Origin of the sequence: Mesorhizobium sp. PUT5, assembly GCF_052216645.1 — a bacterium.
In the GTDB taxonomy this organism is placed as follows: Bacteria; Pseudomonadota; Alphaproteobacteria; order Rhizobiales; family Rhizobiaceae; genus Mesorhizobium.
The window spans coordinates 1576270-1602959 of sequence record NZ_JBQOSO010000003.1; the positions used below are offsets into that span (position 1 = coordinate 1576270).

The window sequence follows — 26690 nt, forward strand, 5'->3', positions numbered from 1 at the left end:
TTTCGCCATTGGGGGGCGCCAGTGGGGGCTGGAGAAGGATGCGGGTTTGCGCATCCAGGGGGAGCGTGGATTGCGTGTGTCTAATGTTCATTCGACGTTCAGCCCCGATACGCTAGAACGTCCGGCATGATGGATTTCCGCTCCCGTTTCCGGTCGACCCTGCTGGCGCTTTGCGCCGGTGCGCTCGTCGCCCCGCAGGCAGGCGCGCTTCCGCTCGCTCTGCCGCAGCAGCAGAGCGCGGTGGTGAGCGTCGCCTCCGATTGCTACGCTGTCGGCCAGCAGGTCGCGGCGGAAAAGGGCGGTACGCTAGCCAAGGCTTCGCAGGCCACGCGCAGCGGGCAGGCGGTATGCGTGATCGTCGTGCTGGTTCCCGGCAAGGACGGTGAACGGCCGCGGCGCGCCGAGATAGTGGTGCCGCAAGGATAATCGCTTCATTTGGTCCGGGCCCGGAATCGGCCTATATCTGGCGGCCGTTCGGCTCCCGTGATGGCAAGGGTGAGCATGCGCATACTCGTCGTCGAGGATGACAAGGATTTGAACCGGCAGATTTCCAGCGCGCTGGAGGATGCCGGCTATGTCGTGGACAAGGCGTTCGACGGCGAGGAAGGTCACTACCTGGGCGACACCGAGCCCTACGACGCCGTGGTGCTGGATATCGGCCTGCCGCAGATGGACGGCATCAGCGTGGTCGAGCGCTGGCGGCGCGACGGGCGCAAGATGCCGGTACTGATGCTGACCGCGCGCGACCGCTGGAGCGACAAGGTGGCCGGCATCGACGCCGGCGCCGACGACTACGTGGCAAAGCCCTTCCACATCGAGGAGGTGCTGGCCAGGGTGAGGGCGCTGATCCGCCGCGCCGCCGGCCACGCCTCGTCCGAACTGACCTGCGGTCCGGTGCGCCTCGATACCCGGGCCTCCAAGGCCGACATCGACGGCGTTCCGCTGAAGCTGACATCGCACGAGTTCCGGCTGCTGGCCTATCTCATGCATCATATGGGCAACGTCGTCTCGCGCACCGAACTTGTCGAGCATCTCTACGACCAGGATTTCGATCGCGATTCCAATACGATCGAGGTCTTCGTCGGCCGGCTGCGCAAGAAGATGGGCATCGACATGATCGAAACCGTGCGCGGCATGGGCTACCGCATGCGCGAACCGGAGACCTGAGGCGGAACCGCTGTCCACACGACCCGCCGACACAAAGAAGGCTGCCCGAAAAGGGCCGTCGCTGCGATTTTGGCTGCGCTCGCTGACCTTGCGCGTGGTCGCCCTCTCCACAGTGTGGGCGATCGTGACGCTGATCGTCATCTTCACCCTCATCACCACGCTCTACCGGCAGGCCAGCGAACGCGGCTTCGACAGCCTGCTGTCGGCGCATCTGTTCAATCTGATCGGCTCGGTCGGCATTTCCGAATCCGGTGCGCTGAACGGTTCGCCCGACCTCGGCGACCTGCGCTTTTCCGAACCCCGGTCCGGCTGGTACTGGTCGGTGGAGCCGGCTTCCGAGGGCGTCAGCGGCTATCTGCACTCCTCCTCGATGACGGAGCGTATCCCTTCGCCCAGTGCGGCGGAGGTTCCCTTCGATTCCAGTTTCCAGCGCAGCTACACCACTGAGGGCCTCGACGGCGAGACGCTCCAGGTGTTCGAAAGCGAGTTCGTGCTGGACGCCAAGAACCGCGCCGCGCGGTTCCGCGTGATGGGAAACGAGAGCGAGCTGGAAGAGGAGATCGCGCGCTTCCAGCGCCGCCTGCTCACCTATCTGTCGCTGTTCGGCGCCGGCATGATCGCCATCAACGCCGGCGCCATCCTTTTCGGCCTGCAGCCGCTGCGGCGCGTCCGCAACGCGCTGGCCATGGTGCGCGAAGGCACGGCCCAGCGGCTGGACGGCCGCTTCCCCACCGAGATCGAGCCGCTGGCCAACGAAACGAATGCCCTGATCGAGAACAACCGGCGCATCGTCGAGCGCGCACGCACGCAGGTGGGCAACCTTGCGCATTCGCTCAAGACGCCGCTGGCGGTATTGCTCAACGAGGGCCGCGCCCTGGGGGGAGAGAAGGGACAGCTCATCACCGGGCAGGCCGCCTCCATGCAGAAGCAGGTCGATCACTATCTCCAGCGCGCCCGCGTGGCTGCGCAGCGCGACAGCGTCGTCTATCGCACGCTCGTCGCGCCGCTGGCCGAGCGCATGGTGCGCGTGCTTCGCAAGCTCAATCCCGATGTCGAACTGTCTCTGGCTCTGCCGGCGGAGGAGATCGTCTTTGCCGGCGAGCGGGAGGACCTGGAGGAGGTGCTGGGCAACCTGCTGGAAAACGCCATGAAATGGACCCGCACCCGCGTCGCCGTTTCGGTCTTGCGCGCTGCGCCGGGCGATGACGGCAGCGAGCGTTTCGAGATCCGCATCGAGGACGACGGCCCGGGCATTCCCGAGGACAAGGCGCGCGAGGCGGTCAAGCGCGGCCGCCGCCTCGACGAGACCAAGCCCGGCACGGGGCTCGGGCTTGCCATTGTGGGCGAACTGGTGAACGAGTATGGAGGCGCGCTGGCGCTAGGCCGCTCCGAACTGGGCGGTTTGAAGGCGGTCGTGCGGCTCCGCAGCCTGGAATGAGACGGGTCGGCGGCCCTGCGGCGGCCAAATTTTGGCCAAAGATCAACCTTACCGCCTCGGCGCATCCGAGGCGAGGCGACGGGACCGGTGTCGACATGATGATTCGCGTGGCACTCCTGGCCGGACTGCTCGCCATGGCAGGTTGCAGCACGACGGGAAGCGGCCGTGGCGCGACAGTGTCGCCGGGGCAGGCCGACATTGGCGGCAAGCCGGGTCCGGTCTCGGTCCTGGGCGGCGGCCTCGTCGCCGGCACGATCGGCGCGGGCCTGACCACGGGCGACAAGCGCAAGGCGCTGGAGGCCGAATACAAGGCGCTCGAATACACAGCCGGCGGACAGAAGGTCGCCTGGAGCGGCGACCAGGCGGGGCACCGCGGCGAGGTGGTGGCCGCGCAGCCCTATCGCGTCGGCTCGCAGGACTGCCGGCAATATACGCAGACCGTATTCACCGGCGCCGGCGCCGGCGCTACCGCGCGCGGCACCGCATGCCGCAACCCCAACGGAAGCTGGACCCCTTTGACCTGATCCCGCCGGCGGATTGCGCTCGATCAAGGCCGTCCCGCCGCGATGCCGTCAAAGCGTCGCAGGGTATGCGAGTTGGCACGGGCCGGCCGTGCGGCTATTGGAACTGTTATGATGTTTTGGATCATAGCTGCGGCGCTGACGCTGGGTGCGAGCCTGACGGTGCTGCTGCCGCTCGCCGGCGGAAGGCGGGCAGCACGGGACGGCTCGTCGCATGATCTTGCGGTCTACCGCGACCAACTTTCCGAACTCGACGGCGACCTTGCACGCGGTCTGATACAGCCGGCGGAGGCCGAACAGGCGCGGGCCGAGATCGGCCGGCGCATCCTGCGCCTGGAAGGCGGAGGCCATGCGCAGGCGGGTGCCGCCCGGTCGGCGCCGACGGCGCTGCGTCTGGTGTCGGCAATTGCCGTGCTTGCCGTGCCGCTGGTGAGCTGGGGCCTCTACAGCGAGATCGGATCGCCGGACCTGCCCTCGCAGCCGCTGGCCGCTCGGCTGACCAAGAACCCCGCCGACAGTTCGGCGGACGAACTGATCGCCCGCGCAGAATCTCATCTGGCGGCCAATCCCAACGACGGGCGTGGCTGGGACGTGCTTGCCCCGATCTACCTGCGCATGGGCCGCTATGCGGATGCGGCCACCGCCTATCGCAACGCCCTGCGGCTGGAGGGGCCGACGGCCCAGCGCCAGACGGGGCTGGGCGAAGCGATAGCCGGCACTGCCGGCGGCGTGATCTCCGCCGCTGCCCAGGCGGCGTTCGAGGAGGCGCTGAAGCTGGAACCGGGCGACGCCAAGGCGAGCTTCTATCTGGCTGTCGCACTGGCGCAGGAAGGCCGCGGCGCGGAGGCCAGGGCCGCGTGGCAAAGCATGCTGGCCACGCTGCCGCCGGCATCCCCCTGGCGCAGGGCGGTCCAGCAGGCGCTGGCCGAGGCCGGCGACAAGACGGCCACAAGCGCTCCCACCGAGGAGGAGATGACCGCGGCCGCCTCGATGTCGCCGCAGGACCGCGCCGCCATGATCGAGACAATGGTGGCGAGCCTGGACGACAGGCTGCGGCAGAACCCGCGCGACGAGGAGGGCTGGATGCGGCTCATCCGTTCCTACGCCGTGCTGGGCAAGGCCGACCAGGCGCGCGAGGCGCTGGGCCGCGGCGTTGCCGCATTCGGCCCCGACAGTGCCGAGGCCAAGAAGATCACCGCCTTTGCCGCCACGCTGGGGCTGGCGGCGGCGACGGAGTAGAGCCATGACCCGGAAGCAGAAGAGATTGTCGGTGATCGCGGCGGGCCTCGTCTTCCTCGGCGCGGCGACCGGGCTCACCTTCTATGCGCTCGGCCAGAAGGCATCCTATTTCTACATGCCGGCCGACCTTGCCGCGGCCGATGTGGCCCCCGGCCAGCGCATCCGGCTGGGCGGTCTGGTGGAGGCCGGCACGATCGTGCGCGGGCAGGGCGCCACCGTCGCCTTCGCCGTCACCGACGGCGAACGCTCGGTCAAGGTGACCTATACCGGCATCCTGCCCGACCTGTTCCGCGAGGAGCAGGGCGTCATCACCGAAGGCGCCTTCGACGCCGGCGGCACCTTCGTCGCCGACAGCGTTCTGGCCAAGCATGACGAACGCTACATGCCGAAGGAGGTGGCCGACGGACTCAAGGCCAAGGGCGTGTGGCAGGAGAGCACCAATTGAGCAACGGGCACAGCCGCCATGGTTGAGATCGGACATTTCGCGCTCGTGCTCGCCTTCGCACTGTCGCTGGTGCAGACGGCAGTACCGCTGATCGGCGCCCGCACGGGCAATGCGCGCATGATGGCCGTGGCGGGGCCGGCCGCCATCACCGGCTTTGCGCTGACGGCCCTGTCCTTCATGGGGCTGGTGGTTGCCTATGCCACCTCCGATTTCTCGGTGGCGAGCGCCTGGGAAAACTCCCATTCCCTCCAGCCGATGCTCTACAAGATCACCGGCACCTGGGGCAATCACGAGGGCTCCATGCTCTTGTGGGTGCTCATCCTCACTTTCTTCGGTGCCCTGGTGGCGGCGTTCGGCACGAACCTGCCGGAAAAGCTGAAGGCCAATGTGCTGGCCGTGCAGGGCCTGGTCGGCGCGGCCTTCTTTCTCTTCGTCCTGACCACGTCGAACCCGTTCGCACGGCTGAACCCGGCCCCCATCGAAGGGCGCGACCTCAACCCCGTGCTCCAGGATTTCGGGTTGGCGGTGCATCCGCCGCTGCTCTACCTGGGCTATGTCGGCTTCTCGGTCTGCTTCTCCTTTTCCGTGGCCGCCCTCATCGAGGGGCGCATCGACGCGGCATGGGCGCGCTGGGTGCGGCCCTGGACGCTGATGGCCTGGATATTCCTGACCGGCGGCATCGCCATGGGCTCCTACTGGGCCTATTACGAACTGGGCTGGGGCGGCTTCTGGTTCTGGGACCCGGTCGAGAACGCTTCCTTCATGCCGTGGCTGGCCGGCACCGCGCTGCTGCATTCGGCCATCGTCATGGAAAAGCGCTCGGCGCTGAAGATCTGGACGCTGCTTCTGGCGATCTTGACCTTTTCGCTGTCGCTGCTCGGCACCTTCCTGGTGCGGTCAGGCGTGCTCACCTCCGTGCACGCCTTCGCCACTGATCCGGCGCGCGGTGTCTTCATCCTGGCCATCCTCACCTTCTTCATCGGCGGCTCGCTGGCGCTGTTTGCCCTGCGCGCATCCGCGCTGACGACCGGCGGCCTGTTCCAGCCGATTTCGCGCGAGGGCGCGCTGGTGCTCAACAACCTGTTCCTGACCACCGCTACGGCCACCATACTGATCGGCACGCTCTATCCGCTGGCGCTCGAGGCGCTGACCGGCGACAAGATTTCCGTCGGCGCCCCCTTCTTCGATCTCACCTTCGTGCCGCTGATGGTGCCTCTGCTGATCCTGGTGCCGTTCGGTCCGCTGCTGGCATGGAAGCGCGGCGATGCCTTTGCCGCAGCGCAGCGTCTGATGGCCGCATTCGCGGCCGCCCTGGTCGCCATGCTGGTCACGGCTTTCGTCCTGGACGGCGGCTCGGCGCTGGCGGCGCTCGGCGCCGGCCTTGCCGCCTGGCTGGTCATCGGCGCGCTGACCGATCTCGCCATGAAGTCGGGGCTGGGCACGGTGCGCAACGCATCGGTCATGCTGCGCCGCTTCGTCGGCCTGCCGCGCTCCGTCTTCGGCACGGCGCTCGCCCATCTTGGCCTCGGCCTGACCATCCTCGGCATGGTCGGCGCGCTCGGCTTCGGGACCGAGCGCATCCTGTCCGTGCATGCCGGCGAGACGGTGGAGATTTCCGGCCACACATTGCGTCTTGCCGGGCTCTATCCAGTCCAGGGCGCGAACTACACCGAGGATCGCGCCCGTTTCGAGCTTCTGGGCAGGAACGGCGAGGTGGTCGGCACCGTCAGTTCTTCCAAGCGCTTCTTCCCCGTGCGGCAGACCGCCACCACGGAAGCCGGCATCAAGACCCTCGGCTTCAGCCAGCTCTATGTCTCGCTGGGCGACGAGGGCACGGACGGCTCGGTCGTCGTGCGCATCTGGTGGAAACCGCTGGTCACGCTGATCTGGCTGGGCGGTGTCGTCATGATGATAGGTGGCGCCATGTCGCTGATGGACCGGCGGCTGCGGGTCGGCGCGCCGGCCAGGCGCAGGGAGCGGGCGGCCGCGCTCGCCGCGCGCCCGTCATGAGAAGTCGGCTTTCACTCGCACCGCTCGCCCTGGCCGTGGCGCTGCTTTTCACCGGCGCCGCCCATGCGGTGAAGCCGGACGAAATGCTCGCCGACCCGGCGCTGGAAGCACGCGCCCGCACGCTTTCGGAAGGCCTGCGCTGCATGGTCTGCCAGAACCAGTCGATCGACGAATCGGACGCGGATCTGGCGCGCGACCTGCGCGTGCTTGTGCGCGAGCGTCTCCGGGCGGGCGACAGCGACCAGCAGGTGATGGACTACATCGTCTCGCGCTATGGCGAGTTCGTGCTGTTGAAACCGCGCTTCGACCTGCGCAACGCTCTGCTGTGGACCGCGCCGGCGCTGCTGCTTCTGGTCGGTGGCATATTCGTGTTCCGGGCGGCGCGCAGGCGCCCGGCGGCGCCCCAGTCGGCGGCCCTCACCGACGAGGAGAAAACGGCACTTGACGCCATCCTGCGCCGCGACTGAGCGCGGCTGCGCCAACATTACGAAAGTTTCATCCACTGGAAAGGGGCCCGTAATGTGGGCCGCCCTATCTCTTGGCCAACGGATGCCGGCGGCATCCCGTTCAATTCCGGTTCAAGAGGACACCAGACCGATGACAACCGCTCCCTCATCCCGTTCCCGTACCCGCACGCGCCTCATGGCTGCGGCCGCCTCCCTCGCAATCGCCGGCGCGATCGGCTTCGGCGCAGTCACCACCGGAACCGCTCCGGTGCTGGCCGACGCGGTCCGCGTCCAGGCTCCGCAGGTCCCCAGCTTCGCGGATGTGGTCGAGAAGGTCACTCCCGCAGTCGTCAGCGTGCGCGTCGCCAAGACCCAGACGACGGCCGACAATTCGGACACGTTCCAGGGTCCCGACATGTTCCGTGACAACCCGCAACTGCGGCGCTTTTTCAAGGATTTCCGCGGCTTCGGCGACCAGAATGGCAATCGCCGGCCCAACCGCGGCAACCGGGGCGGCGAACTGCGCCCGGTGGCCCAGGGCTCCGGCTTCTTCATTTCCGAGGACGGCTATGTGGTGACCAACAACCATGTCGTGCAGGAAGGCACCGCCTTCACCGTGGTCACCAACGACGGCAAGGAGCTTGACGCCAAGCTGGTGGGCACCGATCCGCGCACCGACCTTGCCGTGCTGAAGGTGGATGGCAAGGGCGAGAAGTTCACCTATGTCGATTTCGCCGACGACTCCAAGGTACGCGTCGGCGACTGGGTGGTGGCCGTGGGCAATCCTTTCGGCCTCGGCGGCACCGTCACGGCCGGCATCGTATCGGCCCGTGGCCGCGACATCGGCGCCGGTCCCTATGACGACTTCATCCAGATCGACGCTTCGGTCAACCGCGGCAATTCCGGTGGTCCGACCTTCGATCTCACCGGCCAGGTGGTCGGCATCAACACCGCCATCTTCTCGCCCTCCGGCGGCAGCGTGGGCATCGCCTTCGACATTCCCGCCTCCACCGCCAAGACGGTGGTCGAGGACCTCATCAAGAACGGCTCGGTTTCGCGCGGCTGGCTGGGTGTCGAGATTCAGCCCGTAACGGCCGACATCGCCGAATCGCTGGGCCTGAGCACGCAGAAGGGCGCGCTGGTCGCCAGCGCCCAGGACGACGGTCCGGCCAAGAAGGCCGGGATCACGGCCGGCGACGTCATCACCCAGGTGGACGGCAAGGACGTGGCTTCGTCCAGGGATCTGGCCCGCATGATCGGCGCCTACCAGCCGGGCAAGATGGTCAACGTCACCCTGTGGCGCCAGGGCAAGTCCGAGACGGTGAAGGTCGATCTCGGCACCTTGCCCACCCAACAGCAGGCGTCGGCCGACGAGCAGTCGGCACCGTCCCAGAACAGCGGCCAGTCGCTCGCTGACCTCGGCCTGACCGTCACCAAGTCGGAGGACGGCAAGGGACTGGTTGTCACGGACGTCGATCCCGACAGCGTTGCCGCCGATCGCGGCATCCAGGCCGGCGATGTCATCGTGGCTGTCAATTCGCAGGACGTGAACGGCAGCGGCGACGTCACCAGGGCGATGGCCGACGCCGCCAAGGCCGGGCGCAAGTCCGTGCTGGTGCAGATCAGCCGCGACGACAGCAACCGCTTCGTCGCCCTGCCGGTGGCCAAGGGCTGACGCGATGCTTTTCCCAGGCGGCGGTTTCAACACCCCCGGGCCGTCGCTTGGGAAAGAAGGAGCCGGACGCACAGACCAGTAGCCGGCCCGACTCCGGCGGCAGCGGGTCCCCATCACCCGCTGCCGCGTCAGTTTTTGGGGCAGTTGCTCATGTCGTTCACCAGACCCGACGAAATCGCCTATAACGGCTCCATGAAGATTCTCGTCATAGAAGACGACCGGGAAGCGGCCGAGTATCTGCAAAAGGCCTTCACCGAGGCCGGCCACACCGTCCATCTCGCCGGCGATGGCGAAACCGGCTTCGCGCTGGCCGATTCGGGCGACTACGACGTCATGGTGGTCGACCGCATGATGCCGCGACGCGACGGGCTCTCCGTGATCGCCGCGCTGCGCTCGCGCGGCAACACCACGCCGGTGCTCATCCTTTCGGCGCTGGGCGAGGTGGACGACCGCGTCACCGGCCTGCGCGCCGGCGGCGACGACTATCTGGCCAAGCCCTATGCCTTCACCGAGCTTCTGGCCCGGGTCGAGGTGCTGAACCGGCGCGCCGGCGCCCGCGAGAGCGATACCGCCTACCATGTCGGCGACCTCGAACTCGACCGGCTGTCGCATTCCGTCAAGCGCGCCGGGCGCGAGATCACCCTGCAGCCGCGCGAGTTCCGCCTGCTCGAATATCTCATGCGCCACGCCGGCCAGGTGGTGACGCGCACCATGCTCCTGGAAAATGTCTGGGACTATCATTTCGACCCGCAGACCAACGTCATCGACGTGCATGTCTCGCGGCTGCGCGGCAAGATCGAAAAGGGATTCGACAAGCCGATCCTGCATACCGTCCGGGGTGCCGGCTACATGCTGAAGAGCGGATGAAGTCCGATGGCGCTTTCCGTGCCGGCCATCATGAAGACGACGGCAGCGCGGCTCTCGGCGCTCTACCTTCTGCTGTTCGCGCTGTGCGCGATGGCGCTCGTTTTCTATATGACCTCGCTGTCGGCGCGCATGCTGATGGCGCAGACCCAGGAGACCATCAACGAGGAGGTGCTGGGCCTTGCCCGCGCCTACCAGCGCGGCGGCCTGCCGTTGCTGGTGCGCGTGGTGGAGCAGCGCGCCCGCCAGCCCGGCGCCAACCTCTATCTTATCGCCGACGCCAACGGCCAGGTTCTCACCGGCAATGTCCAGAGCCTGGAGCCGGGGATATTGGAGCAGGACGGCTGGACGCAGCGCCCGTTCCACTACCAGCGCTACGGCGAGGGCGAGCTGGAGCGCCTGCGCGGCAGCGAGGAACAGCAGGGCTCGGCCCAGGCCAGGCCGGAGGGCGAACGCGGCCATAACGCCATCGCCGTGGTGCTGCGCCTGCCGAACCAGATGATCCTGCTGGTGGGGCGGGACCTCGGCGAGCCGGAACTGTTCCGCGCCGTGGTGCGCCGCGCGCTGATGCTGGCGCTGGGCATGATGGGCCTCGGCGCCCTGTTGATCTGGTTCTTCGTGGGCCACGCGGCGCTGAAGCGCCTCGACGGCATGTCCGAGGCCAGCCGGCGCATCATGGGTGGCGACCTGACCGGCAGGCTTCCCGTCAGCGGGGCCGGCGACGAGTTCGACCGCCTGTCCGAAAGCCTCAACGCCATGCTGGCCCGCATCGCCACCCTGAACGAGGGGCTGAAGCAGGTTTCCGACAATATCGCGCACGACCTGAAGACCCCGCTGACGCGCCTGCGCAACCGTGCCGAGGCCGCACTTGCCGGCGACCGCAGCGCCGAGGACTACCGCGAGGTGCTGGAAGGCGCCATCGCCGAATCCGACCATCTCATCAAGACCTTCAACGCCATATTGATGATCTCGCGCCTGGAGGCCGGCTATTCGGCCGAACACATGGTCAAGGTGGACCTGGCGGCCGCCGTGCGCGACGTGGCCGAGCTTTACGAACCGGTGGCCGAAGAGGCGGGGGTCTCGCTGGAGACGTCCGCGGAGGGGTCGTTCACCGTCGACGGCAACCGCGAGCTGATCGGGCAGGCCCTGTCGAACATCGTCGACAACGCCATCAAATATTCCGTCGACGCCGCTGCCAGCCCCAGGGTACGGGTGGCGCTGGCGCGCGCCGGCGGCATGATAAAGCTGGCGGTGAGCGACAACGGCCAGGGCATTCCCGACAATGCCGATCGCGCGCGCGTCACGGAGCGCTTCGTGCGGCTGGAAAAGAGCCGCTCGCAGCCGGGGTCCGGCCTTGGGCTGAGCCTGGCCAAGGCAATCATGACATTCCACAAGGGCAGGCTTGATCTGGTGCCCGCCGATCCTGGACTGTCGGTCGTCATGAGCTTTCCCGAAGGGCAGGAGCATCCGAAATGACCGCAGGCGCAGCAAGGGCACCGACGATGGAAGCGTGGCTGCTGCGGCCTTCGGTCGAACTGGCGCCGCTGGATGCCGGCCGCGCGCGCCGCGAGCTTGCCGAGGTGGCCGCCGCCGCCGGTGCGGAGGGACTTTCCCGTCTGGAGGTGTTCCTGTCGGGGGAGGGGCCGGAGCAGCGCTTCCTCGCCGCGGTGTTCGACCTGTCGCCTTTCCTGCGCGATCTGGCCCGGCGCCGGCCGCAGATGCTGGACATATTGTTCGGGCGCACGGTGGAACAGCGGCTGGCCGAGATCGTCACCGCCGTCGCGCTGAGCCCGAATGCCGAAGGCGTGTCCGAGGCGTCGCTGATGATGGAACTGCGCGTGCTGAAGGCGGAGGCGCATTTCCTGATCGCGCTCGCCGAACTGGCGGGCGAGGCCGAGACGGCGCTCACCGTGCGCCGGCTGAGCGATCTCGCCGGCGCCTGTGTGCGTGCCGCAGTCGATTTCCTGCTGCGCGACGCCCACGGCCAGGGCAAGCTGAAACTGCCCGACTCGCAGGACCCGGCCCGCAATTGCGGCTGGATCGTGCTTGGCATGGGCAAGCTTGGCGCCCACGAACTGAACTTCTCCTCCGACATCGACCTCGTGGTCTTCTTCGATCCGGAGGCGCCGGCGATCCTCGACGCCTACGACGCCACGGAGCTGTTCTCGCGCATGACGCGACGGCTGGTGCGCATCCTCCAGGACCGCACCGAGCACGGCTACGTGTTCCGCACCGACCTGCGGCTGCGGCCCGACCCCGGCTCGACGCCGCTGGCGATCCCGGTGCTGGCCGCGCTGACCTACTACGAGGGGCGCGGCCAGAACTGGGAGCGCGCCGCCATGATCAAGGCGCGGCCGATAGCCGGCGACCTTGCTGCCGGCCGGGCGTTCCTGAAGGAACTCCAGCCCTATGTGTGGCGCAAATATATGGATTATGCGGCGATCGCCGACGTTCACTCCATCAAGCGCCAGATCCACGCCCACAAGGGCCATGGGGAGATCGCGGTCAGGGGCCACAACGTCAAGCTCGGCCGCGGCGGCATCCGCGAGATCGAGTTCTTCGTGCAGACGCAGCAGCTCATCGCCGGCGGCCGCTTTCCCGAACTGCGCGGCCGCGAGACCGTTTCCATGCTGGGAGAGCTTGCCGCGCGCGGCTGGATCACGGCCGAGGCGCGCGATGCGCTGACGGCGCAATACTGGTTCCTGCGCCGCGTCGAGCACGCCGTGCAGATGGTGGCCGACGAGCAGACCCACACATTGCCGGAGGACGACGAGGGGCTGGAGCGCATCGCCCGCATGCTGGGCTATGCCGGCGTCGATGCGTTCGCGGCCGCGTTCCGGGCCGCGCTGCAGCAGGTGGAGCGGCACTATGCGGCCTTGTTCGAGGCCGCGCCCGAGCTTTCCGCCGGTATCGGCAATCTCGTCTTCACCGGCGATGTGGACGATCCCGACACCTTGCAGACGCTGTCGCGGCTGGGCTTCCATAGGCCAAGCGACATCTGCCGCGTCATCCGCGCCTGGCATTTCGGCCGCTACCGCGTCACCCGCTCCGCCGAGGCGCGCGAGCGGCTGACCGAGCTGACGCCGGCACTGTTGCAGGCCTTCGGCGGCACCCGCCGCGCCGACGAGGCGCTGATGCGCTTCGACGAGTTCCTGGCCGGGCTGCCGGCCGGCATCCAGCTCTTTTCCCTGCTGCAATCCAAGCCCGCGCTGTTGCAGCTCATCGCCACCATCATGGGGGCCGCTCCCCGGCTCGCCGCCGTTATCACCCGGCGCCCGCATGTCTTCGACGGCCTGCTCGACCCGGCGCTGCTGGCGGAGCTGCCCGACCGCGCCTATCTGGCGGAACGGCTGGAGGTCTTCATCGACGGCGAGCGTGCCTATGAGGAGGTGCTCGACCGGCTGCGCATCTTCGCTTCCGAGCAGAAGTTCCTGATCGGCGTGCGGCTGCTGGCCGGCTCCATCGAGGCCCAGCGCGCCGGCACGGCCTTCTCCGACCTCGCAGACCTCACGATCGGCGCTGCGCTCGACGCGGTGACGGAGGAGTTCGCGCGCCGCCACGGCCGCGTCGCGGGCGGCCGGGTGGCGCTGCTCGGCATGGGCAAGCTGGGCAGCCGCGAGCTGACGGCGGGCTCGGATGTCGATCTGATCCTGCTCTACGACCACGACGCGGACGCCGAGGAATCCGACGGCGACAAGCCGCTGGCGCCCTCGCATTATTTCAGCCGGTTGACCCAGCGCCTCATTGCCGCGGTGTCCGCGCCGACCGCCGAGGGCGTGCTCTACGAACTGGACCTGCGGCTGAGGCCGTCAGGCAACAAGGGCCCCGTCGCCACCCATATCGACGCCTTCCGCAAGTATCAGCGGCAGGAGGCCTGGACCTGGGAGCAGATGGCGCTGACCCGGGCGCGGCCGATCGCCGGCGACGTCGATCTGTCGGCGGCGATCGTGGCCGAGGTCGACGCGATCCTGGCCCAGCCGCGCGACGCCGCCAAGGTGATGGCCGAGGCCCGCGAGATGCGCGCCCTGATCGAGGAGGAGAAGCCGCCGCGCGACCTTTGGGACGTCAAGCTGATCCCCGGTGGGCTGATCGACCTCGAATTCATCGCGCAGGTGGCCACGCTGACCGGCGGGACGGAAAATGCGGCGCGCAGCACCTCGACGGCGGTGACGCTGGCCCATCTTGCGTCTTCCTTCGCCGGCGGTCAGGCGCGCCAGGAACTGACCGACGCCTGGTCGCTCTATCTGGCGCTCACGCAGATCATCCGGCTGTGCCTGGTGAACCCCTTCGACAGGGCCGACGTTCCGCCGGGATTGGCGGATCTTCTGCTGGCCGCCACCGACCTGCCGGATTTCGGCGTGCTGGAGGCACATCTGAAGGAAACGTCGCGGAAGGTCAGGGAGCATTTCGATCTTCTGCTTCGTGGGAAACGGTCATGATGGATGGAGCCTGAACGGCCGTTTCCGTCGCATCGGGGGTGACGGTGCAACAGGAGAAAGACCATGAGTAAGTCGACCACACTCGCGCTCGCCTTCGTCGCGCTGGCGGGAACCCTCGGCGCGGCTCATGCCCAGCCTCAGGGCGACGGCGCAATGCGCGGCCGCATGATGATGCGGCTGCAGAAGGCCGTGAAGGACAACAACGGCGCCATCACCTTCGACCAGTTCTCGGACGTCATGGATGCGCGCCTGAAGAAGCTGGTTGCCGACAATGGCGGCAAGCTTACCGTCGAGCAGCTTGCCGACGCGTTGGAAAAGGCGCGTTTCGAGCAGATGGCCAAGCGCATCATCGCCCGCTACGACACCAAGGGCGACGGCACGCTGACCACCGACGACATCACGGGCCGCGAGAAGAAGGTGTTCGCGCTGCTCGACAAGAACAATGACGGCAAGATCGAGCAGAACGAATTGCCGAAGCGCGGGCCCGACGGCCACCACCGCCGGTGGGGCGGCGAGAAGCGCATGCAGTAGGCTTGCGTGACGTCACTCCGGCGGCGCATGCCGCCGGAGACCCGCATCACCCGAGACTCATGCCGCCCTCTTGATGGGCAGGGAGGGCCTGCGCGAGGGGATGCGCACCGACACGATGGTGCCCTGGCCCTCGACCGAGCGGATCTTGAGCGCGCCGCCATGCAGTTCGGCCAGCGAGCGGGAGATGGCCAGGCCGAGGCCCGAGCCCGCGTGGTTCTTCGAGAACTGGTTCTGCACCTGTTCGAACGGCCGGCCGAGCTTGGACAGCGCCTCCTTCGGGATGCCGCAGCCATTGTCCTCGATGGTCAGCGTCATGGCGCCCGCGGTCTTGCGCGCCTTCAGCACGATATGGCCGCCCTGGCCGGTGAACTTCACCGCGTTCGACAGCAGGTTGATGATGATCTGCTTGACGGCCCTGCGGTCGGCATCGAGCGTCATCGCCTCGGCGATGCGCGTTTCCACCGCGATGTTCTTTTCCGCGGCCTGGAGCGAGACCACCCGCGCCGCCTCGCCGATGAGCGGATTGAGGTCGATCTCCTCGCGGTCGATGGAGAACTGCCCGGCCTCGATCTTAGACATGTCGAGTATGTCGTTGATGACGCCCAGAAGATACTTGCCGCTGGAGTTGATGTCGGTGGCATATTCCTCGTAGCGGTCGCAGCCCAGCGGGCCGAACAGGCTCTGCTGCATCAGTTCCGAGAAACCGATGATGGCGTTGAGCGGCGTGCGCAACTCATGCGACATGTTGGCCAGGAACTCGGACTTGGCCTGGTTGGCGGCCTCGGCGCGCTCCTTCTCCAGCATGTACTTGCGGTTCAGCTCGACCAGCTCGTGCGCGCGTTCCTCCTCGGCCCGCCGCGCCAGCGACAGGTCGTGGATCGTCGCCATCAGCCGCCGCTCGCTGTCCACCAGCTTGTCCTGGTGCTGCTTGATCTGGGTGATCTCGGAGCCGACGGAGACGGTGCCGCCGTCGCGCGTCTTCAACTCGTTCACCTGCAGCCAGCGGCCATCGGCGAGCTGGCGTTCGTAGGTCACGCCGGCCTTCGGCCCGTTGACGTTGGCCAGCCGCCGCTCGGAGGCGAAGGCCAGCATGTTGCCCTCGATCACCGCCCGGGGCGTGCCGGGCATGACGAAGCGGTCGGACAGGCCGTTGTCGTGCTGGTACTTGGAATTGCACATGATCAGCCGGTCGGCGGCGTCCCACAGCACGAAGGATTCGGTGATGTTCTCGATCGCCGTGCGCAGCCGCAGGTCCGCCGCTTCCGAACGCAGCGCGAGATGCCGCTGCTCGGTGACGTCGACGGCGATGCCGATGAGCTGGATCTCGGGCGCGTCGGGGTCCACGACCTGGGCACGCGCGCGCATCCACACCCAGCGCCCGTCGGCGTGGCGCATGCGGAACACCTGGTCGATATGGTCGATCTCGCGGGCCACGATGCGGTTGGCCAGCTCGAACAGGTCGTCGTCTTCCGGGTGGATGATCTCGTGCACCTCGCCGAAGGACAGCATGGTGTCGCAGGGCTCGTAGCCGAGCAGGTCGTACATCGAGCGCGACCAGAACATGCGCCCGCGCGCCATGTCCCAGTCCCACAGGCCGCAGCGGCCGCGCACCAGCGCCATGTCGACGCGCTGATGGGCTTCCAGATAGATGCGGTCGGCGCTCTGCGCGCGCGAGACCTGGCAGAAATAGGCGTAGAGCACGATGATGAGCACGCCCGCCGTCAGCACGAACAGCGTCACGTTGAGCGAGGCGCCCCGGCGCCATTCCGCGAACACCGCCTCGCGGGGGACAAGCACCGCAGCGGCGTACCCGTCCCTCAGTTCGACGGCGGCGTACCAGTCTTCCTCGTCGATGCCGACGGTGGTCACGCCGGCGCGCTCGCCGAACAGGAACAGCGGCTGCCCGCCGGTGACGATGCTGTCGAGGTGGCGCCCGTACCAGAGCGTGGAGCGGGGAGTGACCGCCACGATCTTGAAGCGGGCGTCGGTGATGGCCAGCACGTGGCTGGGGCTCAGCGCGCCGAGCCGCGCAACCGTTTCCAGCGCCTGTTGGGCGCTGTCGGGAGCGGCGCTGCCGGCCTGGGCCAACTGTCCCGCTGAGAGCGCCAGCAGGGCCTTGGCGTTGCGCTCGATCTCGTCGTGCCAGTTCATCAGGGAAAGCGTCCTGAGCGCCGCCACGACCACCAGGAACAGGATGATGAGCGTCGGGATCAGCCGGCGCAGGATCGGCTCGGCGGCCAGCAGCCTGCCGTAGGCCGGTTCGGCAATGAGACGCATGTTGCCGGCCAGACCGCTCCTGTGCGGCATGTCCCTGCGTCTTTCAAAAGCCGTCCGTCCGGGCGCGCCCCACGCGTCCGCCTTGGCCATGAAATGGCTCTCCTGCAACTCTGCCCCGCTTGAAGATCCGGCAACGCCGCACTTCCGAATCATCAGTAAGGAATCAAAGCTGATTCGCCTTGTCCAGTGGGCGGACGAAAAAAGACGCGTTTTCAGGCCAGCGTGCGCTCCACGATGTCCTTCAGGTCGGCCGACTGCGCCCCGGCGGCCAGCGACAGAAGTGCGGCCCGCGCCCGCGCCTGGCGCGTCGGCTCCAGCGAGCGCCACGAGCGCAGCGCCGTCGCCAGCCTGGCCGCCATCTGCGGGTTGCGCTTCTCGGTCTCCAGCACCGTCTCGGTGAAGAAGCGGTAGCCTTCGCCGTCGGGGCGGTGGAAGCCGGTCTGGTTGGCGGCGGAGAAGGTGCCGACCAGGGCGCGCAGCCGGTTGGGGTTGGTCATCGAGAAGGCCGGATGGGCACAGAGCGTGCGCACCGTCTCCAGTGCCTGCGGGCCGGGCGCGGCGGCCTGGATCTGGAACCATTTGTCCATCACCAGCGGGTCGTGGGCGTAGGCGCGCTCGAAGGCGGCCAGTGCCTCGATCGCCTCAGGCGAGCCTGCATGGCGGTGCGCCAGCACGGCAAGTGCCGCCGCGCGATCGGTCATGTTGGTGGCCGAATGGAAGTGCTCGGCCGCGAGCCCGGCGCCGCCGGGCAGCAGGGCCAGATAGTCGAGCAGGCAGTTGCGCAGCGCCCGCCGACCGGCGCTCGCCGCGTCGGGGCTGAAGGCGCGGTTGTCGCGCAGCCGGTGGTAAAGCGCCTCGAAGGCCGGCCGGTTGCCTTCCGCCAGCGCCCGTGCGAGCGCCTCGCGGGCCTGGAAGATGGCGTTGGGGTCGATATCCTTGCCGATCTCGCGGGCGATGTCGGCCTCGCCGGGCAGGTTCAGCGACAGCGCCCGGTAGGCAGGTTCCAGCGTTTCGTCGCCGGCGATGCGGCCGGCGAGGTCGCCGAGCCAGGGCGCGAATTGCGGCGTTCCGCCTCCCAGCACGGTGCGGCACCCGGCAATCAGCGCCTCGCTCAGCAGCGTGTTGAACGCCTGCCAGCGCGAGAAGGCGTCGCTGTCGTTGCCGGCGAGGAAGATCTGGTCCTGCGGGCTCTGCTCGACGGAGAGCGTGATCGGCGCCGAAAAGCCTCGGTTGAGCGACAGCGCCGGCCGCTCGGCCACGCCCGAAAAGCGCACGGTGTGGCGGCGCTTGTGCACATGGATGATGCCGTTCTCAACGGTGGCGCCATCGGCCGCCTGATAGGCGAGGTCGCTGCCGTCCTGCCCGACGAGGCCGAAGGCCAGCGGAATGTGCATCAGCCGCTTGCGGGCTTCCGAAGGCGTCGGCGGCAGCGACTGCTCGATCTCCAATGTCAGTTCCTGCCGGGCCGCGTCGTAGGCGGAGGCGATTGCCAGGTGCGGGGTTCCGGCTTGCTGGTACCAGAGCGCGAACTGCGAAAGGTCCTGCCCGGAGGCATCCTCGAACACCTTCAGGAAGTCCTCGATCGTGGCGGCCTCGCCGTCGTGGCGCTGGAAGTAGAGATCCATGCCGGCGCGGAACGCTTCGGCGCCGAGGATGGTACGGATCATGCGCACCACCTCCGAGCCCTTCTCGTAGACGGTGGCGGTGTAGAAGTTGTTGATCTCGCGGTAGCGGCGCGGCCGCACCGGATGCGCCAGCGGACCCTGGTCCTCCGGGAACTGGTGGGCGCGCAGCGTGCGCACCTCGGCGATACGCTTGACCGCGCGCGAGCGCTGGTCGGCGGAGAACTCGTGGTCGCGGTAGACGGTCAGTCCTTCCTTCAGGCAGAGCTGGAACCAGTCGCGGCAAGTAATTCTGTTGCCTGTCCAATTGTGGAAATATTCGTGGGCGATGATCGCCTCGATATTGGCGAAGTCGGCGTCGGTCGCCGTCTCGCTGTCGGCCAGGACGTATTTGTCGTTGAAGATGTTGAGGCCCTTGTTCTCCATGGCGCCCATGTTGAAGTCGGACACGGCCACGATGTTGAACACGGAAAGGTCGTATTCGCGGCCGAACACCTCCTCGTCCCATCGCATCGAGCGCTTCAGCGCGTCCATGGCGTAGCCGGCCAGCTTCTCCTTGCCGTGCTCGACATAGATGCCGAGTTCGACCTCTCGGCCGGACATGGTGACGAAACGGTCGCTGACCTTGCCGAGGTCGCCTGCCACCAGCGCGAACAGGTAGGAGGGTTTCGGGAACGGGTCGTGCCACACCGCATAGTGCCGGCCTTCGCCAAGGTCGCCGTGCTCCACCGGATTGCCGTTGGAAAGCAGCAGCGGCGCGTGTTCGCGCTCGGCTTCCACGCGCACCGTGTAGACGGAAAGGATGTCCGGCCGGTCGAGGAAATAGGTGATGCGCCGGAAGCCTTCGGCCTCGCATTGGGTGCAGTACACGCCGTTGGAGCGGTAGAGCCCCATCAGCGCCTCGTTGCGGGCGGGCGCCATCTCCGTCTCGATCAGCAGCCTGAAGCGGTCCGCGGCCGGCGGCAGGATGATGGCCAGCCGGTCCGCAGAGACTTCGCAGGCGTCCGCCGTTGCAGCGTCGCCGTCGATCTCCAGCCGCACCAGTTGCAGTCCGTCGCCGTCCAGGACCAGCGGCGCGTCCACGGGTGCGCCTTCGCGCCGTTCCACCGTGAGCGTGGCTGTCACGCGCGTGGCCTCTGGCGAGAGGCGGAAGATCAACTCCGTCTCGGGGATGAGATAGGCGCTGGGACGGTAGTCCTCGAGCCGGAAGATCTGGCCGGTGTCGGTGCGCATCCGTCGACGCTCCTGCATGTTCGTGGCGGCGGACCGCGAGGTTCAACAAAAACTGAAGCCTGCGCTCTTTACACCAAAGCCCCCCTCGACAACACTGCCACGGACCTTATGTCAAAGGCTCGCTTCCCGATCCATCACCGCGAGGGTCTTCGATGACTGCCGTCACGCCGAAATTCGGGATGGGCGCCTCGGTGCTGCGTGTCGAGGATCGCGCCTTCATCACGGGCAAGGGCCGCTACACCGACGATATTCAGCCTCAAGGCCTGCTGCATGGCTATGTGCTGCGCTCTCCGGTCGCCAACGGGCGCTTCACGATCGGCGCGCTGGAGGCGGCGCGCACGGCGCCGGGCGTGCATCTGGTGCTGACGGGCGACGACGTCGCCCATCTCGGCGGACTGAAATGCGAGGTCATGCAGCCGCAGCCGGACGGCACCCGTGCGCCGACGCGCGACATCCCGCTCCTGTGCCGCGGGCGCGTGCATTACGTCGGCGATGCCGTAGCCTTCGTGGTCGCCGACAGCCGGGGCCTCGCTCAGGACGCGGCCGAACTGATCGAGGTCGACTACGATGCCGAGGACGCAGCCGCCGACACGGCCGCTGCGCTCGATCCGCAGACGCCTCTGGTCTGGCCGGAACTGGGGTCGAACCGCGCTTTCTTCCATCATTTCGGCGACAAGGCCACTGCCGACGCCGCCTTTGCGAAAGCCACCAGGATCACGCGCGTCGAGTTCCACAACAACCGGCTGGTGTGCAACTACATGGAAGCGCGCGCCGCGATCGGCGAGTGGGATGCGGACGAAAAGCGCTTCACCCTGACGACGGGCTCGCAGGGCGTGCACTCCATGCACAAGATCCTGTGCTCGCTGTTCGGGGTGGACAAGGGCAAACTGCGCGTCGTCACCCCCGACGTGGGCGGCGGCTTCGGCACCAAGGCCTTCGTCTATCGCGAGCACGCGCTGGTGCTGGAGGCGGCGCGGCGCCTCGGCCATCCGGTCAAATGGGCGGCCGACCGCACCGAGCATTTCCTGACCGACGCGCAAGGCCGCGACAACTTCGTGGTGGCCGAGATGGCCATGGACGGGGAAGGGCGCTTCCTGGCGCTCAGGATCGACCTCAAGGCCAATATGGGCGCCTACATTTCCCAATATGCGCCCTTCATCCCCTATCTCGGCGTGACCATGTCCACCGGTGCCTACGACATCACGGCGCTCGACGTCTCGGTGACGGGCCTCTACACCAACACCTGCCCGGTGGACGCCTATCGCGGCGCGGGCAGGCCGGAAGCCGCGCTGCTGCTGGAAAAGCTGGTCGATGCCTGCGCCCGCGACATGGGCCTTGCGGCCGACGAGATACGCCGGCGCAATTTCATCCGTCCCGAGCAGTTCCCCTACCGTACCCAGACCGGGCGGCTCTACGACAATGGCGAGTTCGAGGGACATATGAACCTTGCCATGGAACGCGCGGAATGGACTCGGTTTTCCGAGCGGCTGGCAGAGTCCGGATCGCGCGGCAAGATCCGGGGCATCGGCATGGCGACCTATATCGAAGCCTGCGCCTTTCCCGGCTCCGAGCCTGCCCATGTCGAACTGAACGGCGACGGCACCGTGACGCTCAAGATCGGCACCCAGTCCAACGGCCAGGGGCATGCGACGGCCTATGCGCAGTTCGTCGCCGAAAAGCTCGATCTTCCGATCGAAAGGATAAGGGTGCGCCAGGGCGACACGGATGAACTGAAGGCCGGCGGCGGCACTGGCGGCTCGCGCTCCATCCCGTTGGGCGGCGTTTCGGCCGCGCGCGCGGGCGAGGACCTCGCCGCCAAGATCAGGAAGATCGCCGCCGACGAGCTGGAAGCCTCGGCCGCCGACATCGAGCTTGTCGAGGGCCAGGCCCGCATCGTCGGCACCGACCGTGCGATCGACTTCGCCGCCGTCGCCAGGGCGGCGAGAAGGCCGCAGGACCTGCAGGGCTTCGGCGAATTCCGTCAGGACGAATGCACCTACCCGAACGGCACGCACATCTGCGAGGTCGAGATCGACCCCGACAGCGGCGCGACCCAGGTCGTGCGCTACACCATCGTCGACGATTTCGGCGTCACGGTGAACCCGATGCTGCTGGCCGGCCAGGTGCATGGCGGCGTCGTGCAGGGCATCGGCCAGGCGTTGACCGAGAACGCCGTCTATGGCGAGGACGGCCAGCTTCTGACGGCGAGTTTCATGGATTATGCCATGCCGCGCGCCGACACGGTGCCGTTCTTCCATTTCGAGACGCGCAACGTACCGTCCGTCACCAATGCGCTCGGCATCAAGGGGGCGGGCGAAGCGGGCACGATCGGCTCCACGCCGGCGGCGCTCAACGCCGTCACGGACGCCCTTTACCGCGCCTACGGTATCGGCCATATCGAGATGCCGGCAACGCCGGCACGTATCTGGGGCGCGATCCGAGGGGCAGTGTAGAGGGTGAGTTCAGTCGCGGTTTCCGGCGCGGGCGGCGCACTGACCGCCATCGCGCTCAAGATCACGTCGGTGACGGTGTTCGTCGCGATGTCGTCCTTGATAAAGGCTGCCGGCACCGTGCCCGCCGGGCAGATCGTCTTCTTCCGATCGTTCTTCGCGATTTTTCCGATCCTGCTCTTCCTGGGCTTCAAGGGAGAGCTGGGCACCGCTTTCGCCACCAAGCGGCCCCTGGGCCACGTTGCGCGCGGGGTGATCGGGGTCTGCTCGATGGGGCTCACCTTCACCGCGCTGACACGGTTGCCTTTGCCGGACGCCATCACGCTCAACTACGCCCAGCCGCTCCTGGTCGTCGTCTTCAGCTCGATCTTCCTGGGCGAGGCGATCCGCATCTATCGCTGGAGCGCGGTGGCGGTGGGTCTGGTGGGCGTGGTCATCATCGCCTGGCCGGAACTCACTCTGCTGACGTCGGGCTCGGCCCTGGGCGAGGAGGAGGTGTTCGGCGTCGCCGCCGCCCTTGCCGGCGCCTGCACGTCGGCCGTCGCGGCCATACTGGTGCGCGCGCTCGTGCACAGCGAACGCACCGCCACCATCGTGCTGTGGTTCTCGCTGATGGCCAGCGTGCTGTCGCTGCTTTCGATTCCGTTCGGCTGGCAGGCCCTGAGCTTCCAGCAATACGCCCTGCTCATCTCGTCGGGCTTCTGCGGCGGCCTCGCCCAGATCCTGATGACCTCGGCTTACCGCCACGCCGAAGTCTCTGTCGTCGCGCCCTTCGAATATGTCTCGATGGTGCTGGCGATCGTGGTCGGCTTCTTCGCCTTCGGCGACGTGCCCACGCTCTACATGCTCGTCGGCGGCCTGATCGTGGTGGGAGCCGGGCTTTTCATCATCCTGCGCGAGCGCCAGCTCGGCCTCGAGCGCGCGAGCGTGCGCAAGGTGACCGGACCGCAAGGCTGAAGCGCCCGCTCAGGCCTGAAGGGTCTTCAGCTTCATCTTCACCTCGACGAAGTCGCGCCAGGCCAGCCGCTTGTGCGCCGGGGTGCGCAGCAGATAGGCGGGGTGAAGCGTCGGCATGGCCGGGATGACGGTTCCGGAGGCGGTGGTGTGCACGCGCCAGTTGCCGCGCAGGCGCAATATGCCCTCGGTGGTGTTGAGCAAGGTTTTGGCCGAGGGGCCGCCGAGATTGACCAGCACTTTCGGCCCCACCAGCTCGATCTGCCGCTCGATGAAGGGGCGGCAGATTTCGGTCTCGTGCGGCGTCGGCGCGCGGTTGCCCGGCGGGCGCCAGGGAATGACATTGGCGATATAGGCCGATTGGCGGTCGAGCCCGATCGCCGCGAGCATGCGGTCGAGCAGCCGGCCGGAGCGGCCGACGAAGGGGCGGCCTTCGATATCCTCGTCGCGGCCGGGAGCCTCGCCCACCAGCATCAGCGCAGCTTCCGGGTTGCCGTCGGAGAAGACCAGGTTCTTGGCGGTGAATTTCAGGTTGCAGCCGTCGAAGGAAGCCATTGCCTCGCGCAGTTCCGCCAGCGTGGCGGCGCCGGCGGCAAGCTGGCGGGCAAGGGCCGCCTGCGCCTCGTCGGGCACTGCGGCTTGTGCCGGGCGTGGCGCTGCCGGCGCAATCGGCACCGCCGCTGCCCGTGCCGCGGCCGGCTGCGCCGCTACCGGCGGGCTGGGCTGCGGGGCTGCCTCGGCGAAGCGGTTCATCGGCGCCTCGTCCAGCGCCTCGTCCACGCCGGCCTCGGCATAGAAGGCCAGCAGCGCGCGGGTATCGATGGCATTGTCGAGGGTGATCATGGCCGCACCTTCGTTCGGGCGCGCCGGATTTGCAAGCGTCAGGTCGAGGGAATGCGGGGGTCCTGCACGATGTAGAAGACCCAGCGCGGGGTGTAGTCGGTCACCAGGAATTCGAATTGGGCCGTTTCCAGCGGGTCGACCTTGCCGTCCCTGAACAGCAGCCTGTCGTAGGGCTCGAACTCGCGGCTGAAGGTAGCGAAATCGGGGGAGGCGATGTTCTCCGGGATTTTCGATCGCTGGTCGAAGGAAAGCCCGTCGCCGAAGGTGCTGGGCTGCCCCAATATCTCCTGGAGCTCGAATTCGAACTCCACCCAGGGCAGGCCGCTGTTGTTGAGCGCGTAGACGCGCATATACATGATGCCGCTGACATACTCGCCCGATGCGTCGAAGGGGCGGATCGGACGTATGGCGCGGATGGTCAGCGTCACCGGCGAGGCCGATTCCAGCTCTTCATGGATCACGATCGGGTCGTCTCGGGTGCCGCTGCCGGATGCGCCGCGGATCAGGAATCCGCCCTGCTCGTCGGAAAATGCATAAGGGCCGGCGGCCCATTCCTTGCGCTCCTCCGCCCTTGCCGATACGGCCGGCAGCAGGCAAAGACCCAGCAGCATCGCCATGCGCGCATGGCGCGCGGCAACAAGGCGCATCGGCTGGAATCCGGGCGGATCGGGACTGCGCATAGGCGCCAGTATGTCCGATCGCAACGCCGCCGCAAGGCCGCCTGCACGCGGCATCCCGCAGCCGCGATGTGGAATGCGGTCTTTTCGCCGGTTTCCCGTTGTGAATTGATGCGCTATGGAGCGCTGAGCCAGCTATGATCCGGCAAGCGGTGCGGAGGGATTTATGAGCGAGATTGAACGCGAAAGCATGGAGTTCGACGTAGTGATCGTCGGCGCGGGGCCTGCCGGCCTTGCCGCGGCGATCCGCCTGAAGCAGGTCAACCCCGAGCTTTCCGTCGTGGTGCTGGAAAAGGGCGGCGAGGTCGGCGCGCACATCCTCTCCGGCGCGGTCGTCGATCCCATCGGCATCGATCGGCTGCTGCCGGGCTGGCGCGAAGAAGGCGATCACCCCTTCAAGACGCCGGTGACGGCCGATCATTTCCTCGTGCTCGGACCGGCGGGCTCGTTCCGCCTGCCCAACATCCTGATGCCGCCGCTGATGAACAATCACGGCAACTACATCGTCTCGCTCGGCAATGTCTGCAAATGGCTGGCCGCGAAGGCGGAAGCGCTGGGCGTGGAGATCTATCCCGGCTTCGCCGCCGCGAGCCTCGTCTACAACGACGACGGCGCCGTCACCGGCGTCATCACCGGCGACATGGGCGTGGAGCGGGACGGCGCCCACGGACCGAATTTCGCGCCTGGCATGGCGCTGATGGGCAAATATGTGCTGATCGGCGAGGGCGCGCGCGGCTCGCTCGCAAAGCAGCTCATCGCCAGATACAATCTTTCGGATGGGCGCGAGCCGACCAAGTTTGGCATCGGCCTCAAGGAACTGTGGCAGGTCAAGCCGGAGAACCACAGGCCGGGCCTCGTGCAGCATTCCTTCGGCTGGCCGCTCGATATGAAGACCGGCGGCGGCTCCTTCCTCTACCATCTGGAGGACAACCAGGTCGCGGTGGGCTTCGTCGTCCACCTCAACTACAAGAATCCCTATCTGTCGCCCTTCGAGGAATTCCAGCGCTTCAAGACGCATCCCGCCATTGCGCCCACTTTCGAAGGCGCCAAGCGCATCGGCTACGGCGCCCGCGCCATCACCGAGGGCGGCTGGCAGTCGGTTCCGAAAATGTCCTTCCCCGGCGGCGTGCTGATGGGCTGCTCGGCCGGTCTCGTCAACGTGCCGCGCATCAAGGGTTCGCACAACGCGGTGCTGTCGGGCATGCTGGCGGCCGAGCATGTGGCGGAGGCCATAGCCGCCGGCCGTGCCAATGACGAACTGACGACCTACGAGAACGCCTGGCGCGCCACCGACATCGGCAAGGATCTGAAGAAGGTGCGCAACGTCAAGCCGCTGTGGTCGCGCTTCGGCACGCTGGTCGGCATCGGCCTGGGCGGGCTCGACATGTGGCTGAACACGCTGTTCGGCGCCTCGCCCTTCGGCACGCTGAAGCACGGCAAGACCGACGCTGCTTCGCTCGAGCCGGCTTCCAAGCACAAGAAGATCGACTATCCCAAGCCTGACGGCGTGCTGACCTTCGACCGGCTTTCCTCGGTGTTCCTGTCCAACACCAACCACGAGGAGAACGAGCCAGTGCACCTGATCGTCGGCGACATGGAGTTGCAGCGGCGGTCCGAGCACGACGTCTTCGCCGGGCCGTCAACCCGCTATTGCCCCGCCAGCGTCTACGAGTGGGTGGACAAGGACGGCAATGCGGCGGCAGACCCTTCGGCCAAGGATGTGCGCTTCGTCATCAACGCGCAGAACTGCGTGCACTGCAAGACCTGCGACATCAAGGACCCGAACCAGAACATCAACTGGGTGCCGCCGCAGGGCGGCGAAGGCCCGGTCTACCAGAACATGTAAGGCGCTCTTGCCC

20 protein-coding genes are annotated in these 26690 nt (G+C 67.4%); 16 read left to right on the forward strand and 4 right to left on the reverse strand.

Annotated elements, in window-relative coordinates:
- Positions 1–126: 126 nt before the first annotated feature.
- From ACTDI4_RS09075 to ACTDI4_RS09135, 13 genes are all read left to right on the forward strand, one after another.
- Positions 127–426: a hypothetical protein gene (locus tag ACTDI4_RS09075; protein WP_442840842.1), complete on the forward strand. Its 300-nt coding sequence runs from the start codon at positions 127–129 to the stop codon at positions 424–426.
- Between the two features lie 75 nt (positions 427–501).
- Positions 502–1167, forward strand: a complete 666-nt coding sequence (locus ACTDI4_RS09080) for a response regulator transcription factor (protein ID WP_442840843.1) — start codon at positions 502–504, stop codon at positions 1165–1167.
- A gap of 94 nt (positions 1168–1261) precedes the next feature.
- Positions 1262–2605 (forward strand): ATP-binding protein, encoded by a 1344-nt coding sequence (locus ACTDI4_RS09085; RefSeq protein ID WP_442840844.1) that lies wholly within the window; start codon positions 1262–1264, stop codon positions 2603–2605.
- 95 nt (positions 2606–2700) lie between these two features.
- Entirely contained in the window at positions 2701–3129 is a 429-nt protein-coding gene (locus tag ACTDI4_RS09090; RefSeq protein ID WP_442840845.1) for a hypothetical protein, read from the forward strand.
- Positions 3130–3237: 108 nt separating this feature from the next.
- Positions 3238–4365, forward strand: coding sequence for a c-type cytochrome biogenesis protein CcmI (gene ccmI, locus ACTDI4_RS09095; protein WP_442840846.1), 1128 nt, complete (start codon positions 3238–3240; stop codon positions 4363–4365).
- 4 nt (positions 4366–4369) lie between these two features.
- The gene (gene ccmE, locus ACTDI4_RS09100; protein ID WP_442840847.1) at positions 4370–4810 is read left to right on the forward strand and encodes a cytochrome c maturation protein CcmE; all 441 of its coding nucleotides are present in this window, start codon (positions 4370–4372) and stop codon (positions 4808–4810) included.
- Positions 4811–4828: 18 nt separating this feature from the next.
- Entirely contained in the window at positions 4829–6820 is a 1992-nt protein-coding gene (locus ACTDI4_RS09105) for a heme lyase CcmF/NrfE family subunit (RefSeq protein WP_442840848.1), read from the forward strand.
- Positions 6817–7287, forward strand: a complete 471-nt coding sequence (locus ACTDI4_RS09110) for a cytochrome c-type biogenesis protein (RefSeq protein ID WP_442840849.1) — start codon at positions 6817–6819, stop codon at positions 7285–7287. The genes ACTDI4_RS09105 and ACTDI4_RS09110 overlap by 4 nt, the downstream gene beginning before the upstream one ends.
- Positions 7288–7417: 130 nt before the next feature.
- Entirely contained in the window at positions 7418–8941 is a 1524-nt protein-coding gene (locus ACTDI4_RS09115; RefSeq protein WP_442840850.1) for a Do family serine endopeptidase, read from the forward strand.
- A 192-nt stretch (positions 8942–9133) separates the two neighbouring features.
- Positions 9134–9808, forward strand: a complete 675-nt coding sequence (locus tag ACTDI4_RS09120; RefSeq protein WP_442843309.1) for a response regulator transcription factor — start codon at positions 9134–9136, stop codon at positions 9806–9808.
- A gap of 6 nt (positions 9809–9814) precedes the next feature.
- Positions 9815–11281, forward strand: coding sequence for an ATP-binding protein (locus ACTDI4_RS09125; RefSeq protein ID WP_442840851.1), 1467 nt, complete (start codon positions 9815–9817; stop codon positions 11279–11281).
- A complete protein-coding gene (locus ACTDI4_RS09130; RefSeq protein ID WP_442840852.1) occupies positions 11278–14244 on the forward strand; it encodes a bifunctional [glutamine synthetase] adenylyltransferase/[glutamine synthetase]-adenylyl-L-tyrosine phosphorylase in 2967 nt (988 codons plus the stop codon). The genes ACTDI4_RS09125 and ACTDI4_RS09130 overlap by 4 nt, the downstream gene beginning before the upstream one ends.
- A gap of 63 nt (positions 14245–14307) precedes the next feature.
- The gene (locus ACTDI4_RS09135; RefSeq protein ID WP_442840853.1) at positions 14308–14775 is read left to right on the forward strand and encodes a hypothetical protein; all 468 of its coding nucleotides are present in this window, start codon (positions 14308–14310) and stop codon (positions 14773–14775) included.
- Positions 14776–14832: 57 nt separating this feature from the next.
- Here ACTDI4_RS09135 and ACTDI4_RS09140 read toward each other — a convergent pair whose 3' ends face one another.
- Both ACTDI4_RS09140 and pepN read right to left on the reverse strand, forming a co-directional pair.
- Positions 14833–17142: a PAS domain-containing sensor histidine kinase gene (locus ACTDI4_RS09140; protein ID WP_442840854.1), complete on the reverse strand. Its 2310-nt coding sequence runs from the start codon at positions 17140–17142 to the stop codon at positions 14833–14835.
- Between the two features lie 122 nt (positions 17143–17264).
- Positions 17265–19907, reverse strand: coding sequence for an aminopeptidase N (gene pepN, locus ACTDI4_RS09145; protein WP_442840855.1), 2643 nt, complete (start codon positions 19905–19907; stop codon positions 17265–17267).
- 152 nt (positions 19908–20059) lie between these two features.
- On the opposite strand from pepN, the gene ACTDI4_RS09150 reads away from it, so the two are divergent.
- Positions 20060–22360 (forward strand): xanthine dehydrogenase family protein molybdopterin-binding subunit, encoded by a 2301-nt coding sequence (locus tag ACTDI4_RS09150; RefSeq protein WP_442840856.1) that lies wholly within the window; start codon positions 20060–20062, stop codon positions 22358–22360.
- An 87-nt stretch (positions 22361–22447) separates the two neighbouring features.
- Positions 22448–23314 (forward strand): DMT family transporter, encoded by an 867-nt coding sequence (locus ACTDI4_RS09155; protein ID WP_442843310.1) that lies wholly within the window; start codon positions 22448–22450, stop codon positions 23312–23314.
- A 9-nt stretch (positions 23315–23323) separates the two neighbouring features.
- On the opposite strand, the gene ACTDI4_RS09160 is transcribed toward ACTDI4_RS09155, so the two are convergent.
- Positions 23324–24154: a uracil-DNA glycosylase gene (locus ACTDI4_RS09160; protein WP_442840857.1), complete on the reverse strand. Its 831-nt coding sequence runs from the start codon at positions 24152–24154 to the stop codon at positions 23324–23326.
- 38 nt (positions 24155–24192) lie between these two features.
- Positions 24193–24801, reverse strand: a complete 609-nt coding sequence (locus ACTDI4_RS09165) for a hypothetical protein (RefSeq protein ID WP_442840858.1) — start codon at positions 24799–24801, stop codon at positions 24193–24195.
- Positions 24802–24997: 196 nt separating this feature from the next.
- On the opposite strand from ACTDI4_RS09165, the gene ACTDI4_RS09170 reads away from it, so the two are divergent.
- Entirely contained in the window at positions 24998–26677 is a 1680-nt protein-coding gene (locus tag ACTDI4_RS09170) for an electron transfer flavoprotein-ubiquinone oxidoreductase (protein WP_442840859.1), read from the forward strand.
- Positions 26678–26690 lie beyond the last annotated feature (13 nt).

What these genes read in the sequence shown, in the direction of transcription:
- ACTDI4_RS09080 (WP_442840843.1), top strand. Translation starts at nt 502, where the DNA reads ATGCGCATACTCGTCGTCGAGGATGACAAGGATTTGAACCGGCAGATT.
- ACTDI4_RS09155 (WP_442843310.1), top strand. Translation starts at nt 22,448, where the DNA reads ATGTCGTCCTTGATAAAGGCTGCCGGCACCGTGCCCGCCGGGCAGATC.
- ACTDI4_RS09140 (WP_442840854.1), bottom strand. Translation starts at nt 17,142, where the DNA reads ATGGCCAAGGCGGACGCGTGGGGCGCGCCCGGACGGACGGCTTTTGAA.
- ACTDI4_RS09160 (WP_442840857.1), bottom strand. Translation starts at nt 24,154, where the DNA reads ATGATCACCCTCGACAATGCCATCGATACCCGCGCGCTGCTGGCCTTC.
- ACTDI4_RS09090 (WP_442840845.1), top strand. Translation starts at nt 2,701, where the DNA reads ATGATGATTCGCGTGGCACTCCTGGCCGGACTGCTCGCCATGGCAGGT.
- ACTDI4_RS09135 (WP_442840853.1), top strand. Translation starts at nt 14,308, where the DNA reads ATGAGTAAGTCGACCACACTCGCGCTCGCCTTCGTCGCGCTGGCGGGA.
- pepN (WP_442840855.1), bottom strand. Translation starts at nt 19,907, where the DNA reads ATGCGCACCGACACCGGCCAGATCTTCCGGCTCGAGGACTACCGTCCC.
- ACTDI4_RS09170 (WP_442840859.1), top strand. Translation starts at nt 24,998, where the DNA reads ATGAGCGAGATTGAACGCGAAAGCATGGAGTTCGACGTAGTGATCGTC.
- ACTDI4_RS09105 (WP_442840848.1), top strand. Translation starts at nt 4,829, where the DNA reads ATGGTTGAGATCGGACATTTCGCGCTCGTGCTCGCCTTCGCACTGTCG.
- ACTDI4_RS09150 (WP_442840856.1), top strand. Translation starts at nt 20,060, where the DNA reads ATGACTGCCGTCACGCCGAAATTCGGGATGGGCGCCTCGGTGCTGCGT.
- ACTDI4_RS09115 (WP_442840850.1), top strand. Translation starts at nt 7,418, where the DNA reads ATGACAACCGCTCCCTCATCCCGTTCCCGTACCCGCACGCGCCTCATG.
- ccmI (WP_442840846.1), top strand. Translation starts at nt 3,238, where the DNA reads ATGATGTTTTGGATCATAGCTGCGGCGCTGACGCTGGGTGCGAGCCTG.
- ACTDI4_RS09130 (WP_442840852.1), top strand. Translation starts at nt 11,278, where the DNA reads ATGACCGCAGGCGCAGCAAGGGCACCGACGATGGAAGCGTGGCTGCTG.
- ACTDI4_RS09120 (WP_442843309.1), top strand. Translation starts at nt 9,134, where the DNA reads ATGAAGATTCTCGTCATAGAAGACGACCGGGAAGCGGCCGAGTATCTG.
- ACTDI4_RS09110 (WP_442840849.1), top strand. Translation starts at nt 6,817, where the DNA reads ATGAGAAGTCGGCTTTCACTCGCACCGCTCGCCCTGGCCGTGGCGCTG.
- ACTDI4_RS09075 (WP_442840842.1), top strand. Translation starts at nt 127, where the DNA reads ATGATGGATTTCCGCTCCCGTTTCCGGTCGACCCTGCTGGCGCTTTGC.
- ccmE (WP_442840847.1), top strand. Translation starts at nt 4,370, where the DNA reads ATGACCCGGAAGCAGAAGAGATTGTCGGTGATCGCGGCGGGCCTCGTC.
- ACTDI4_RS09125 (WP_442840851.1), top strand. Translation starts at nt 9,815, where the DNA reads ATGGCGCTTTCCGTGCCGGCCATCATGAAGACGACGGCAGCGCGGCTC.
- ACTDI4_RS09165 (WP_442840858.1), bottom strand. Translation starts at nt 24,801, where the DNA reads ATGCGCCTTGTTGCCGCGCGCCATGCGCGCATGGCGATGCTGCTGGGT.